We start from the raw sequence: 14,496 nt of genomic DNA, 5'->3' as shown, positions 1-14,496 counted from the left end.
CTGTTTGAGGTGAAAATAATGGGTGGTATTAGTATTACAAAAATCCTGATCCTCGTTGTTCTTGTGGTACTGCTGTTCGGTACGAAGAAACTGCGTGGTCTGGGTTCTGATCTGGGTGCTTCCATCAAAGGCTTCAAAAAAGCCATGAGTGACGACGACAGCCAGTCAAAAACTAAAGACGCTGACGTTTCTCCCACTGATGCTGATTTCGTAGCAAAGTCTGTTGAAAGCAAGCCAGAAGCGAAAGCAGAAGACACCAAGAGCCAAAACAAAGAGCAGGTATAAGCCGTGTTCGATATTGGATTTAGTGAACTGCTGCTGGTATTGGTGATTGGCCTGGTTGTCCTCGGGCCCGAGCGTTTACCTGTAGCAGTCAGAACAGTAGCAGGCTGGATCCGTACGCTTCGTGCCATGGCTGCTTCAGTTCAAAGCGAATTGTCGCAGGAACTGAAACTCCAGGAATTGCAGGATAGCCTGAAGAAAGCGGAAGAAGCCGGTCTGAAGAATCTCACGCCAGAAATCAAAGCGTCTATGGACGAGTTGAAAGAAGCCGCAGAATCTATGAAGCAGTCGATCAATTCAGGATTGAATCCTGCAGAGAAAGCTGTGGAAGAAGCCAAAGCGGAAGGCAACACCATCCACAACCCTGTTCTGGATGAAGCTGAAGCGCACCATGATGCGGGTGTCTCTCCTGCTGCTGCCGACAATGTGGTTTCTGCACCGGCAACGGCACCGCAAAGTGCTGTTGATGCCGCTCTGGCCTCAAATAAAACGGCGCATGTTGCGGCTGAAAAGCTGACGGCCTCGGCGGAACACGCGGCTGACGCTTCTGTTGACGTTTCACCGGTTGTGAAAACTGCTGCTGAAGCCCCTGTGGCTGAACTCGCAGCACCGGCTAAACCGGCTTCATCAACTCAAACGACAGGCGAGCGTTAAACATGGCAGTTGAAGATACACAACCCCTTATCAGTCATCTGATTGAGCTGCGTAAGCGCCTGCTAAATGCCATTATCTGCATTATTGTGGTGTTTTTAGCGCTGGTTTATTTCGCAAATGACATCTATCAGTTGGTGGCTTCACCGCTGATCAAACAAATGCCGCTGGGCGCGAGCATGATTGCGACTGACGTCGCGTCGCCGTTCTTTACGCCTATCAAACTGACCATGATTGTCTCGGTGTTTGTCTCTGCACCGTTCATTTTGTATCAGGTCTGGGCATTTGTGGCTCCGGCGCTCTACAAACACGAACGCCGTCTCATGATGCCGCTGCTGTTTTCAAGCTCCGCGTTATTTTATCTCGGTGTGGCTTTTGCTTATTTCGTCGTGTTTCCGCTGGCGTTTGCTTTCTTTGCGAAAACTGCACCGGCTGGCGTGCAGATAGCCACCGACATTAACAACTATCTCGATTTCGTGATGGCGTTGTTTATGGCGTTTGGCGTCTCCTTCGAAGTGCCTATCGCGATTGTGTTGCTTTGCTGGAGTGGTGTAACGACACCCGAAGACTTGAAAAAGAAACGTCCGTATGTGCTGGTCGGGGCTTTTGTGGTCGGGATGTTGTTAACACCACCGGATGTGTTCTCGCAAACATTGCTCGCCATTCCAATGTACCTGTTGTTTGAAATCGGCGTGTTCTTCGCCCGTTTCTATGTCGGAGGCCGTCGCCGGTCGGACGTCGACAACGAGACCGATCCGGATCAGCCTGCTTAAAGTTTCTTTCGTTATACATAGAAACCGCCCTGTTGGGCGGTTTCTGTTTCAGGACTCCCCATGTTTGAAATCGGTATAAATCTCACCAGCAGTCAGTTTGATAAAGATCGGCTGCAGGTTGTGGAAAGAGCCAGAACTGCCGGTCTGAGCGGCATGTTGATCACCGGAACGTCAGCGCAGGAAAGTGTCGAAGCGCAGAAAATGGCGGATGAGCATCCTGATTTTTGCTGGTCGACGGCGGGCGTGCATCCGCATCAGGCAAGTCACTGGAATGCGCAGGTTGAAGCCGGTATCCGTGAGCTTGCAGTGTTACCCAATGTTGTGGCTATCGGTGAGTGCGGGCTGGATTTCAATCGCAACTTTTCTCCGGCAGATCGACAGGAAGCGGCTTTCACGGCACAGCTGGCGCTGGCGAAAGAATTACAGTTGCCGGTGTTTCTGCATTGTCGTGATGCAGGTGAGCGCTTCGCCGCGTTGCTGAAACCCTGGCTGTCCGATTTGCCGGGCGGCGTGGTTCATTGTTTCACCGGCACCCGTCAGGAGCTTGAGTTGTATTTATCTCTCGGACTGTCGATTGGTATCACCGGTTGGGTGTGCGATGAGCGTCGTGGGCTGGAATTACGTGACATGCTGCCGCTGATCCCTGCGGACAGGTTAATGCTTGAAACCGATGCACCGTATTTACTGCCGCGTGATATGGAAAACAAGCCGAAAAACCGCCGCAATGAACCGGCTTTCCTGCCGCATATTGTTAAACAGGTCGCGCTGTGGCGCGGGGAAGATCCTCAGTGGCTGGCAAATATCACGGATGACAATGCACGTAAACTTTTTGCATTGTCCGCGCGCCGCTGAACCCAATGATAAAGGCACCTTTAACGGTGCCTTTATCATTTGTACTGGGCGGAGATGCCGGTCAGATTTTTTGGAAGTGCGTATTTTCGATGCTCTGACGAACCGGCTGGTTGATGAGGTTAAGCATCAGCAGTGAACGTGCTTCGCCGTCCGGTTCAGTATAAATCGCTTCGATACCGGCAAAAATCCCGTCGGTAATCACCACCTGATCGCCTTCATACGGCGTATCAGGATCACGAATTTCAATTGTTGGTGGCTCCATCAACTGTTTGATGACATCAGGCTGGACGGTGGCCAGTTTCGCACCAAAGCGGATGAAGTGGCTGACGCCACGCGTTGCGTTGATCGTCGTGGTATGGATCCGCTCAGGGTCGAACTCGATGAACATGTAATTTGGAAACAGTGGCTCGCTGACCGCAGTGCGGCGTCCGCGCACCAGTTTTTCCAGTGTGATCATCGGCGTCAGGCAGTTAACGTTCTGGCGTTCAAGATGTTCTTTTGCGCGAAGAAGCTGACCACGTTTGCAATAGAGTAAATACCAGGATTCCATAGTTTCCCACATAAAAGCGTTGAGCGGGGCAGCATACCAAAAGCCGCTCATGAGATACAGACAGTGCAAGTCTATGCAGACGTTTGCTGATTGTCGGCCCGTTATCTTTTATTATCGGAGAAAAGCGCGTTCTTATCCCCTCTATTAATCCTATTTTATCAGGAGAAATCTCATGGAGCTGTTTTTACTGAGTAACGGCAAGCTTTCAGGTGAATCTGAGTTACTGGGTTACGCTAAAACGCGCATCCAGACTATGTTTGAGGCACACAATATCACCTCTGCCGTGCTTGTCCCCTACGCCCTGATCCGCAGTGATTACGATGCCCGCGCCTTGGAACTTTCTGATACGTTGGGCATTCGCGTCAGTAGTATTCATCATGCAGAAAATCCTGCTGAAGCTATTGCCGGCGCACAATGCATTTTGATCAGCGGCGGGAATACCTGGATGCTTAATCAGATGCTGCATGAACATAGCCTGATCGTACCGATTCAGCGGGCAGTGCGTGAGCGCAATGTGCCTTATGTTGGCTGGAGTGCGGGTTGTAATGTCGCCACGCCAAGCATCCGCACCACCAATGATATGCCTGTTCGCAACTCTGTGGTTCTGCCTGCTCTCGGCCTGTTCCCGGTGCAAATCAATCCGCATTACATCGATGCCCATTTAAGCGGTCATATGGGCGAAACCCGTGATGAGCGCATTGCGGAATTCTGCGCGGTTAACCCGTCTGAATCAGTGATTGCGTTGCGTGAAGGCAGCCTGTTGCAGGTGTCCGGCAATGATCTGAGTTACTTCAGTGCTAAAAATCAGGGGTTTAAGGTTTTCCGCCACGGGCAAGACACACAGGAATATCAGGATACTCAGGCGCTCCAGCCTCTGGTGTCTTTTAACTGCGTGTGATTGTCGTCGCGATATAACTTCCGCACCGTCAGACCAAAAATACCCGGGCTGACGGTTATACTGCTTTTTCGTTATCAGACTTTACTTACCAATAAGAAATTTACTGATAACAAACTTGCTGATAACAAAAAAGCAGCAACAACTCCGGAGAGGCTCTATAATGCTCTCCTTCAACCCGGCGACTCAGAATCAGCATGAAATACCGTGATTTACGTGACTTCCTCTCGTTACTCGAAAAGAGAGGCCAACTGAAACGCATTAGCCAGTCAGTTGACCCTTATCTGGAAATGACCGAAATTGCCGATCGTACCCTGCGTGCAGGCGGTCCGGCGCTTTTGTTCGAAAATCCTAAAGGCTACGACATGCCGGTTTTGTGCAATTTATTCGGCACACCTCAGCGTGTGGCGATGGGCATGGGCAAAGAAGATGTCAGTGCGTTGCGGGAAGTCGGTGAATTACTGGCGTTTCTGAAAGAACCCGAGCCGCCGCGCGGTTTTCGTGATTTATACGACAAAGCGCCGAAGTTTAAACAAGTGCTGAACATGCCGACCAAAGTGCTGCATTCGGCACCTTGTCAGCAGCAGATTTGGGAAGGCGATGCGGTCGATATCACCAAAATTCCGGTGATGCAGTGCTGGCCGGAAGATGCCGCGCCGCTCATCACCTGGGGCCTGACTGTGACTCGCGGCCCGAACAAGCCGCGTCAAAATCTGGGCATTTATCGTCAGCAGGTGTTGGGTAAAAATAAAGTGATCATGCGCTGGTTGTCCCATCGGGGCGGCGCGCTCGATTTCCAGGAATGGTGCCAGCAGAATCCGGGCCAGCGTTTTCCGGTTTCCGTGGCGCTGGGTGCCGATCCGGCAACGATTCTTGGCGCTGTGACGCCGGTGCCCGATACGCTGTCTGAATATGCCTTTGCCGGGCTGTTGCGTGGTAACAAAACGGAAGTGGTAAAATGTATTTCCAACGATCTGGAAGTGCCTGCCAGCGCCGAGATTGTGCTTGAAGGGTATATCGAGCCGGGTGAAATGGCACCGGAAGGCCCTTATGGCGACCACACCGGCTACTATAATGAAGTGGATAGCTTCCCGGTGTTCACCATTACGCACATGACGCAGCGTAAAGATGCCATCTATCATTCGACTTACACCGGCCGTCCGCCGGATGAGCCCGCAGTACTGGGTGTGGCGTTGAATGAAGTGTTTGTGCCGATTCTGAAAAAGCAGTTTCCGGAAATTGTTGATTTCTATCTGCCGCCTGAGGGTTGCTCCTACCGTCTGGCTGTCGTTACCATGAAGAAGCAATACGCCGGTCATGCTAAACGCGTGATGATGGGGGTCTGGTCATTCCTGCGTCAGTTTATGTACACCAAGTTTGTGATTGTGTGCGATGACGATGTGAATGCCCGCGACTGGAACGACGTGATTTGGGCGATCACCACCCGGATGGATCCCGCGCGGGATACGGTTCTGGTGGAAAATACCCCGATTGATTATCTCGATTTTGCCTCCCCGGTGTCGGGCCTTGGCTCGAAAATGGGGATGGACGCGACCAACAAATGGCCGGGTGAAACGCAGCGTGAATGGGGACGTCCGATTGTGAAAGACCCGGAAGTCACCGCGCGTATTGACGCTATTTGGGATGAACTCGCTATTCTTAATGATAAAGACGATGTGAAAAAATAATCGAATCTTTGTCCTACGCTTTGCTTTGACGACCCACAGAGGGAACGCATGACAACATTGAGCTGTAAAGTGACCTCGGTTGAGGCGATAACCGATACGGTGTATCGCGTCCGGCTCGTTCCGGAAGCGCCTTTCTCGTTCCGCGCGGGTCAGTATCTTATGGTGGTAATGGATGAGCGTGACAAGCGCCCGTTCTCGCTGGCCTCGACGCCGGCTCAACACAATGTGATTGAGCTGCACATCGGCGCGTCTGAACTGAATCTGTACGCGATGGCCGTGATGGATCGCATTTTGAAAGAACAGGCAATCACCGTTGATATTCCACACGGCGATGCCTGGTTACGCGAAGATGGCGAGCGTCCGCTGGTATTGATTGCGGGCGGAACGGGCTTCTCTTACGTGCGTTCCATTCTGATCACTGCACTCGAGCAGCAACCGCATCGTGATATCTCGATTTACTGGGGGGGGCGTGAGCTGAAGCATCTGTATGATCTCGGTGAACTGGAAGCGATGAGCATCAATCATCCGAACCTGAAAGTTATCCCGGTGGTTGAACAGCCGGAAGAGGGCTGGCAGGGCAGAAGTGGCACTGTTCTGAGCGCGGTTTTACAAGATTTCTCTTCACTGGCTGAGTACGACATTTATATCGCCGGTCGTTTTGAGATGGCTAAAATCGCCCGTGAACGTTTTGTCGCCGAGCGCGGTGCGCAGGAAGACCGTCTGTTTGGTGATGCTTTCTCTTTCATCTGATTGAACAATGAAAAAGCCCGCCCCTGACAGGCGGGAAAACGGCAACTAAAACGGGTAAGACACATTGATGAAAGCGGGCTGAATGCCCGCTTTTTTGTTTTTGCACAAAGAGAGAATCAGATGCGTTCGAAAACGGTCGCAATGCCCTGACCTAAACCGATACACATGGTCGCAACGCCAAACTGGACGTCGCGACGCTCCATCAGGTTCAGCAGCGTGGTGGAAATACGAGAGCCGGAACAGCCGAGCGGGTGACCGAGCGCAATGGCACCGCCGTTCAGGTTGACGCGATCCTCCATAGTTTCCAGCAGTCCCAAATCTTTCACACACGGCAAGGCTTGTGCGGCGAAGGCTTCGTTCAGTTCGAACAGACCGATGTCTTGCACGCTCAGTCCGGCGCGTTTCAGAGCCAGACGTGTTGCCGGCACCGGGCCATAACCCATAATGGACGGGTCGCAGCCCACCACCGCCATGGCGCGGATGCGGGCACGGGCTTTCAGACCTAAAGATTTGGCACGGGATTCACTCATCAGCAACATCGCCGATGCGCCGTCGGAGAGGGCAGAAGAAGTTCCCGCCGTGACAGTGCCATTCACCGGATCGAACGCCGGGCGTAAAGCTGCCAGTGTGGCGACCGTCGTTTCCGGGCGGATCACTTCGTCGAAATCATAACGGGTCAGAACGCCATCGGCGTTATGGCCTTCGGTCGGCACAATTTCGTTAGCGAAATGCCCGTCTACGGTGGCTGCATGAGCACGCTGATGTGAACGTGCGGCAAATTCATCCTGCATTTCACGGCTGATCTGGTGCATTTTTGCCAGCATTTCCGCCGTCAGTCCCATCATCCCTGCGGCTTTCGCTACGGTTTTGCTCAGCCCCGGATGGAAATCCACACCATGATTCATCGGCACATGACCCATATGTTCCACACCGCCGATCAGGCTGACCTGTGCGTCACCGACCATAATGGCGCGGGCGGCGTCATGCAGCGCCTGCATGGAAGAACCGCACAGACGGTTGACCGTAGTCGCGGGAACACTGTGCGGTATTTCCGCCAGCAGCGCCGCGTTACGGGCAATGTTGAAGCCTTGTTCCAGCGTCTGCTGGACGCAGCCCCAGTAAATATCATCAATATCTTTGGCGTTCAGCGCCGGATTACGGGCCAGTACGGCACGCATCAGATGCGCGGAGAGATCTTCAGCCCTGACATGGCGGAATGCGCCGCCTTTTGAACGGCCCATTGGCGTGCGGACTGCGTCAACAATGACTACGTTTTCCATGATTTCGGTCCTTATGCCTGATTACCGGTGCTGAAGTTTTCCAGCGGAGCGGCAACCGGATAGTAACTTTCATTGGTTTGCGCTTTAGCGCGTAGCCCTTCCGGTGCCTGATACATCGGCCCCAGATGTGCGTACTGTTCGGTCATTTTCAGATACTCAGTGGTGCCGAGGGTATCAAGATAACGGAACGGGCCGCCGTGGAAAGGAGGGAATCCGATGCCGTAGACCAGCGCCATGTCGGCTTCGGCCGGGCTGGCAATAATGCCTTCCTCAAAGCAGCGCACCACTTCGTTAATCATCGGAATCATCATGCGGGCGATGATGTCCTGCGGTGAGAAGTCAGTGTGTGCTGGTTTCAGGTTGTCGGCCAGCAGACTGATCGCCTGTTCGTCAACTTCCTTGCGCGGCTTGCCTTTGCTGTCTTCGCTGTAACGGTAGAAACCGAGTTGATTTTTCTGCCCAAAACGACGGTTATCAAACAGCACATCAACAGCGTCACGGTAATCCCGTGCCATGCGCTCAGGGAAACCGGCGGCCATCACGGCCTGGGCGTGATGCGCGGTGTCGATGCCGACCACATCCAGCAGATAAGCCGGACCCATCGGCCAGCCGAACTGTTTTTCCATCACTTTGTCGATCTGGCGGAAATCAGCGCCATCACGCAGTAACAGACTGAAACCGGAGAAATACGGGAACAGTACGCGGTTGACGAAGAATCCCGGGCAGTCGTTGACCACGATAGGCGTTTTACCCATCGCCAGTGCGTAAGAAACGATGCGCGAAATCGTTTTGTCTGAGGTTTTCTCACCACGCACGATTTCGACCAGCGGCATACGATGCACCGGGTTGAAGAAGTGCATACCACAGAAGTTTTCCGGGCGTTTGAGCGAAGACGCTAACAGATTGATAGGAATGGTCGAGGTATTCGAGGCCAGAACGGTATCGGTGCCGAGCAGAGATTCCGCTTCCGCCAGCACCGCGGCCTTCACTTTAGGATTCTCGACCACGGCTTCAACGACCACAGAGGCTCGTTCGATGCCGCTGTAATCCAGCGTCGGATGAATGGTCGACAGCACTTTTGCCATTTTCAGACCGTCGAGTTTACCGCGCTCCAGTTGCTTGTTGAGCAACTTGGCAGCCTCGTTCATGCCGAGCGTCAGGGACTGGTCGTTGATATCTTTCATCACAACCGGCACGCCTTTCAGCGCAGACTGGTAGGCGATCCCGCCGCCCATAATGCCCGCGCCCAATACGGCGGCCTGTTTCGGTTTTTCGCTGTCTTGCGCCAGTTTTTTGGCTTTGCTTTTCACAAACTGATCGTTAAGGAAAATACTGACCAGTGCGCGGGCTTCTTTTGATTGTGCGAGCGGCACAAAGCTGGCGGTTTCCAGCTGCAACGCTTCATCGCGACCCAGACGGGCCGCGGCTTCTATGGTTTTCACCGCGCTCATGGGCGCCGGATAGTGTTTACCGGCATTTTGCATGACCATACTTTTGGCGACGCTGAAGCTCATCGCCGCTTCAATCTGGCTGAGTTTCAACGGCAGACGTTTAGGATCACGACGGTTATGCCATTCCAGTTTGCCGTCAACGGCGTTTCTCAGCATGCTGATGCCAGCGTCGCGCAGTTTATCGGCTTCAACCACCGCATCGACCAGCCCGACTTTCAGGGCCTCTTTTCCGCTGATATTTTTACCGGCGGCGATAATTTCCAGCGCACTGTCAGTACCAATCAGACGTGGCAGACGTACGGAACCGCCGAAGCCCGGCATAATTCCTAAACTGGTTTCCGGCAGGCCAATCCGGGCATCGGCAGTGCTGATACGAAAATCTGTCGCCAGCACGCATTCGCAACCGCCGCCCAGCGCATAACCGCTGATGGCAGAAAGTGTCGGTACCGGCAGGTCTTCCAGCCGGTTAAAAATGCTGTTGGCGAAATCCAGCCATTCATGCAGTTTTTCGGCTGGCGCGTTGAACAGGGATAAAAATTCGGTGATATCCGCGCCCACGATAAACGCTGGTTTGGCCGAACTGAGCAGCAGACCTTTCAGGTCAGACTGTTTTTCAAGTACTGCAATGGCTTCGCCCAGGCTGGTGACAGTTTGAGTGTCGAGCTTGTTAACCGAGCCTGGAGCATCAAACACCAGCTCCGCGATACCGCCGTCGAGCCAGTGCAGGTGTAGTGTTTCGCCTTGGTAGAGCATGTGTCTCTCCTGAATCATCTGGGATGATCTGGTATGACCAGATGTTTTGGAGTGTGGTTTTTATGTTAATAATTTGCAAATGAGATGTGTTTTATTTGCAGGCAAGATCACAAACCTTCCGGGACTATGGTCGCGGTGAGGCTGTGGTAAGATGCTGCATCGTCATTCAGGTGAAAAAAGGACAGTTGGATGGAATCGCTTACTACGCTTTATAAAGAACATATCGCCACGCTGCAGACGCGTGCCCGTGAAATTCTGCAACGTTCTCAGCTTGATGCGTTACTGATTCACTCCGGTGAATTGCTGACGACCTTCCTTGATGACCACAGTTATCCCTTCAAAGTCAATCCGCAGTTCAAAGCCTGGGTGCCGGTCACCAAAGTGCCGAACTGCTGGTTGTGGGTGGATGGCGTGAATGCGCCGAAGCTGTGGTTCTATTCTCCGGTGGATTACTGGCACAGCCATGAGCCGCTGCCGGAGTCCTTCTGGACGAAAGAGATTTCCCTGACGCCGCTGGCCAACGCTGACGATATCAAAGGCCAGTTGCCGGTTGATCTCAAACGTGTGGGTTACATCGGTTACAGTCAGGAACGTGCGATCAGCATGGGTATCCCTGCGGCGAACGTGAATCCGAAAGTGGTACTGGATTTCCTGCATTATCATCGCGCTTATAAAACAGACTATGAACTGGCCTGTATGCGTGAAGCGCAGAAAGTCGCGGTCAGTGGCCATCGCGCGGCGAAAGAAGCGTTCCTTTCCGGCATGAGCGAATTTGATATCAATCTGGCGTATCTCACTGCTACCGGTCATCGTGATACCGATGTGCCTTACAGCAACATTGTCGCGCTCAATGAACACGCTTCCGTACTGCATTACACTACGCTCGATAATCAGCCGCCTGCCGAAATGCACAGCTTCCTGCTTGATGCCGGTGCAGAATATAACGGTTATGCCGCCGATCTGACGCGTACCTATGCCGCAAAACCTGACAGTGATTTCGCAGCACTCGTGAAAAATCTCAATACGGAAGAACTTGCGTTAATTGATACGATTAAAGCCGGTGTGCGCTATACCGACTATCATGTTCAGATGCATCACCGTATCGCCAAATTGTTGAAAGCGCATAAGCTGGTGGTGGATATCAGTGAAGACGCCATGGTGGAACAGAACCTGACCGGGCCTTTCCTGCCGCATGGTCTGGGGCATCCGCTGGGGTTACAGGTTCACGATGTTGCCGGGTTTATGCAGGATGATACCGGCACGCATCTGGCCGCGCCTTCGCAATATCCCTACCTGCGTTGTACCCGTGTGATTGAGCCAGGCATGGTGCTGACTATCGAGCCGGGTTTGTATTTCATCGATTCGTTGCTGTTACCGTGGCGCGAAGGGCAGTTTAGCAAACACTTTGCCTGGGATCGCATCAACGCCATGAAGCCATTTGGTGGCATTCGTATCGAAGACAACATTGTCATCCACGATAATCGTATCGAAAATATGACACGTGATCTGAAGCTGGCCTGATGCAGCCTTATCCCGTCCCCGCTGAGCCTGTCAGTTTCAGCGAAGAAATAAAGAAGAGTCGCTTCATCACCCTGCTGGCGAGAACTGAGGGAGTTGAAGTGGCAAAGGCTTTTATTCAGGAGGTCAGAAACCAGCATCCGGCAGCGCGTCATCACTGCTGGGCGTTTGTAGCTGGCGCGCCTGCTGATTCTCAGCAACTGGGCTTTTCTGATGATGGCGAACCGGCGGGCACAGCCGGTAAACCGATCTTAAGTCAGCTGATGGGAAGCGGAGTCGGGGAGATCACAGCCGTCGTGGTGCGTTATTACGGTGGCATAATGCTGGGTACTGGCGGGTTAGTGAAAGCCTACGGCGGCGGTGTTCAGCAGGCATTGAAACAACTTATCGTGCAGCAAAAGGTTCCGCTGGCGGAGTTCGCGGTGCAGTGTGATTACAGCCAGTTACAGCTGGTGGAAACGCTGCTTTTGCAGGTTGGCGGCCATATTTTACGCAGTGAATACGGCGCGGCGGTGGATCTCGTTCTGGCGTTGCCTGCCGCAGATGCACCGGCAACCGTCAGCCATTTGTTCGATATCAGCCGTGGCACGCTAATCCTGCGTCCGGTTTCTTAAATTTTTCTATGGTTAATTCGCTGAGGAACGCACCAGCATGCATTTTCGTGCCATAACACGCATTGTGGGGGTGCTCGTCATCCTTTTCTCGGGAACGATGATTATTCCCGGTCTGGTCGCTTTAATTTACCGCGATGGTGCGGGGCGTGCGTTCAGTCAGACCTTCTTTGTCGCCCTGGCGATTGGGTTATTTCTCTGGCTGCCAAACCGGAAGCAGAAAAGTGAGCTGAAGCCACGGGAAGGTTTCCTGATTGTGGTGCTGTTCTGGACGGTGCTGGGCAGCGTCGGGGCATTGCCTTTTCTGTTCTCCGAGCGGCCGAATCTTTCCCTTACCGATGCGTTCTTCGAATCCTTCTCCGGTCTGACAACAACGGGCGCGACCACGCTCGTCGGGCTGGATTCCCTGCCGAAAGCGATTCTCTTCTACCGGCAGATGCTGCAATGGTTTGGTGGTATGGGGATCATTGTGCTTGCGGTGGCCATTCTGCCGATATTGGGGGTCGGCGGAATGCAGTTGTATCGCGCCGAAATGCCGGGGCCGCTGAAAGATAACAAGATGCGCCCGCGTATCGCCGAAACAGCAAAAACGCTGTGGCTTATCTATGTGCTGCTGACCATCGCTTGTGCGCTGTCATTATGGGGCGCGGGGATGCCGGTCTTTGATGCGATCAGCCATAGTTTCTCGACTATCGCCATCGGTGGCTTCTCGACGCATGATGCCAGCATCGGCTATTTCCATAGCGGAACGATTAATACCATTGTGGCGGTATTCCTGTTGATCTCCGGCTGTAACTACGGCCTGCACTTTGCGGTGCTGAGCGGGCGAAATCTCAAGGTATACTGGCGTGATCCGGAATTTCGCATGTTTATCGGCGTGCAGTTCACGCTGGTCGTCATCTGCACGGTGATTCTGTGGATCCACAATACCTACGGCTCGCCGCTGGAAACGCTCAATCAGGCATTCTTCCAGGTGGTATCAATGGCCACCACAGCAGGCTATACCACTGACAGTATTTCCAAATGGCCGCTGTTCCTGCCGCTTCTATTATTGTGCTCCGCTTTTATCGGTGGTTGTGCCGGTTCAACGGGCGGCGGTCTTAAAGTGATCCGTATTCTTCTGCTTTATTTACAGGGTTCACGCGAGCTGAAAAGGCTGGTTCACCCGAATGCGGTTTACACCATCAAATTGGGTAACCGCGCGTTGCCTGAACGTATCATAGAAGCGGTATGGGGTTTCTTCTCCGCTTACGCACTGGTGTTTATTGTCAGCATGCTGGCGATTGTTGCCACCGGTGTGGATAACTTCTCCGCCTTTGCTGCGGTTACCGCCACACTCAATAACCTTGGCCCGGGGCTGGGGGTGGTGGCTGATAACTTTGCTTCGATGAATTCCGTGGCGAAATGGATCCTGATCGTCACCATGTTGTTTGGTCGTCTGGAAGTCTTCACATTATTAGTGCTGTTCACGCCGACGTTCTGGCGGGAATGAGTTTTAAGAAAGGGAAACAAGTATGAAAGCGTTGATACTCTATTCAAGTCGTGACGGGCAGACACATGCTATCGCTTCTTATATAGCAAGTGAGCTGAAAGAAAAGTGCAACTGCGATGTTGTTGATCTGGTACATGCGGAACATGTCGATTTGAAAAGCTATGACCAGGTGATGATCGGCGCTTCTATACGTTACGGTCACTTTAACCCGGTACTGGATAAGTTCGTTAAAAAACACGCCGAAACCTTGAATCACATGCCGTCGGCTTTTTTCGGCGTCAACCTGACAGCGCGCAAACCCGAAAAACGAACGCCACAGACTAATGCCTATGTACGTAAATTCCTGCTGGCATCCCCGTGGGAACCGGCAATGTGCGGTGTCTTTGCTGGCGCATTACGTTATCCGCGATATCGCTGGTTCGATAAGGTCATGATCCAACTGATTATGCGGATGACAGGTGGTGAAACAGATACCCGTAAAGAAGTGGAATATACCGACTGGCAGCAGGTGGCCAAATTCGCTGAAGATTTTGGGCAAATATCGTATAAAAAATCGCAATAATGCGGGCTTAATAGACGTTCAGGCCAAAAAGAAAGCATTCAGAAAGTTTTTTGAAATTAGGGGTTGCGGCCTTCTGAGAACTCCCTATAATGCGCCTCCACTGACCGGGAACAACGACTCCTCTAACAAGAACCAAGTCGCCCAGTCAGGAAGAATCAACCCGGTGAAAACACCGCATCTTGTAAAAGAAAATGGTTGACTCTTCAGGGAGAAAGAGTATTATCTGCCTCCCACGTTGCTGAGTTAATTCTCGCAGCGTACGCTCTTTAACAATTTATCAGACAATCTGTGTGGGCACTCACAAGACGATATCAGCCACCTCGGTGGCAAAAAATATCAAGTCTTAGAGTGACCAAGCAGTAATTCATTTAGTTGAATTATTACGAAG

At 52.6% G+C, this 14,496-nt stretch carries 14 protein-coding genes; 11 read left to right on the top strand and 3 right to left on the bottom strand.

All coding sequences use genetic code 11. The features are described 5' to 3' along the window. Positions 1-18 precede the first annotated feature (18 nt). Genes tatE through tatD form a run of 4 tightly spaced genes read left to right on the top strand, consistent with a single transcriptional unit; the run spans position 19 to position 2,558 of the window. Complete coding sequence (tatE, locus tag AACU55_RS10090; protein ID WP_013577433.1) at positions 19-285, top strand: twin-arginine translocase subunit TatE; 267 nt, start codon at positions 19-21, stop codon at positions 283-285. A gap of 3 nt (positions 286-288) precedes the next feature. Continuing rightward, positions 289-936 (top strand): Sec-independent protein translocase protein TatB, encoded by a 648-nt coding sequence (gene tatB / locus AACU55_RS10085; RefSeq protein ID WP_134706972.1) that lies wholly within the window; start codon positions 289-291, stop codon positions 934-936. Between the two features lie 2 nt (positions 937-938). Next, complete coding sequence (gene tatC / locus AACU55_RS10080; RefSeq protein WP_013577431.1) at positions 939-1,706, top strand: Sec-independent protein translocase subunit TatC; 768 nt, start codon at positions 939-941, stop codon at positions 1,704-1,706. A 60-nt stretch (positions 1,707-1,766) separates the two neighbouring features. Further along, positions 1,767-2,558 carry a 3'-5' ssDNA/RNA exonuclease TatD gene (gene tatD / locus AACU55_RS10075; protein WP_134706971.1) on the top strand — a complete coding sequence of 264 codons (792 nt, stop codon included), beginning with the start codon at positions 1,767-1,769 and terminating at the stop codon, positions 2,556-2,558. 61 nt (positions 2,559-2,619) lie between these two features. Here the strand turns inward: tatD and rfaH are convergent, their stop codons facing one another. Next, the gene (gene rfaH, locus AACU55_RS10070) at positions 2,620-3,108 is read right to left on the bottom strand and encodes a transcription/translation regulatory transformer protein RfaH (RefSeq protein ID WP_015690568.1); all 489 of its coding nucleotides are present in this window, start codon (positions 3,106-3,108) and stop codon (positions 2,620-2,622) included. Between the two features lie 172 nt (positions 3,109-3,280). On the opposite strand from rfaH, the gene pepE reads away from it, so the two are divergent. The 3 genes from pepE (at position 3,281) to fre (ending at position 6,441) form a co-directional block, all read left to right on the top strand. Next, a complete protein-coding gene (gene pepE / locus AACU55_RS10065) occupies positions 3,281-4,006 on the top strand; it encodes a dipeptidase PepE (RefSeq protein ID WP_013577428.1) in 726 nt (241 codons plus the stop codon). A gap of 194 nt (positions 4,007-4,200) precedes the next feature. After that, the gene (ubiD, locus tag AACU55_RS10060) at positions 4,201-5,691 is read left to right on the top strand and encodes a 4-hydroxy-3-polyprenylbenzoate decarboxylase (RefSeq protein WP_037035378.1); all 1,491 of its coding nucleotides are present in this window, start codon (positions 4,201-4,203) and stop codon (positions 5,689-5,691) included. Positions 5,692-5,739: 48 nt separating this feature from the next. Continuing rightward, entirely contained in the window at positions 5,740-6,441 is a 702-nt protein-coding gene (gene fre, locus AACU55_RS10055) for an NAD(P)H-flavin reductase (protein ID WP_013577426.1), read from the top strand. A gap of 116 nt (positions 6,442-6,557) precedes the next feature. Here the strand turns inward: fre and fadA are convergent, their stop codons facing one another. Further along, positions 6,558-7,721: an acetyl-CoA C-acyltransferase FadA gene (fadA, locus tag AACU55_RS10050; RefSeq protein WP_037035376.1), complete on the bottom strand. Its 1,164-nt coding sequence runs from the start codon at positions 7,719-7,721 to the stop codon at positions 6,558-6,560. 11 nt (positions 7,722-7,732) lie between these two features. Beyond that, positions 7,733-9,925, bottom strand: coding sequence for a fatty acid oxidation complex subunit alpha FadB (gene fadB / locus AACU55_RS10045; protein WP_134706970.1), 2,193 nt, complete (start codon positions 9,923-9,925; stop codon positions 7,733-7,735). Positions 9,926-10,114: 189 nt separating this feature from the next. Here fadB and pepQ point away from each other — a divergent pair, with 189 nt between their 5' ends. From pepQ to hemG, 4 genes are read left to right on the top strand one after another with little or no spacing between them, the layout of a single operon-like run. Continuing rightward, positions 10,115-11,446, top strand: a complete 1,332-nt coding sequence (pepQ, locus tag AACU55_RS10040; RefSeq protein ID WP_134706969.1) for a Xaa-Pro dipeptidase — start codon at positions 10,115-10,117, stop codon at positions 11,444-11,446. Next, the gene (locus AACU55_RS10035; protein ID WP_013577422.1) at positions 11,446-12,057 is read left to right on the top strand and encodes an IMPACT family protein; all 612 of its coding nucleotides are present in this window, start codon (positions 11,446-11,448) and stop codon (positions 12,055-12,057) included. Before pepQ ends, AACU55_RS10035 begins: the two co-directional genes overlap by 1 nt. Before the next feature lie 37 nt (positions 12,058-12,094). Next, the gene (gene trkH / locus AACU55_RS10030) at positions 12,095-13,546 is read left to right on the top strand and encodes a Trk system potassium transporter TrkH (RefSeq protein WP_037035367.1); all 1,452 of its coding nucleotides are present in this window, start codon (positions 12,095-12,097) and stop codon (positions 13,544-13,546) included. Positions 13,547-13,568: 22 nt separating this feature from the next. Continuing rightward, a complete protein-coding gene (gene hemG / locus AACU55_RS10025) occupies positions 13,569-14,108 on the top strand; it encodes a menaquinone-dependent protoporphyrinogen IX dehydrogenase (protein ID WP_112197625.1) in 540 nt (179 codons plus the stop codon). Positions 14,109-14,496 lie beyond the last annotated feature (388 nt).

The sequence above is a fragment of the Rahnella sp. CJA17(1/100) genome (genome assembly GCF_963881615.1).
GTDB classification, from domain to species: Bacteria; Pseudomonadota; Gammaproteobacteria; order Enterobacterales; family Enterobacteriaceae; genus Rahnella; species Rahnella aceris.
The sequence above is the reverse complement of the archived record's forward strand: the minus strand, read 5'-3'. Positions and strand labels throughout refer to the sequence as shown.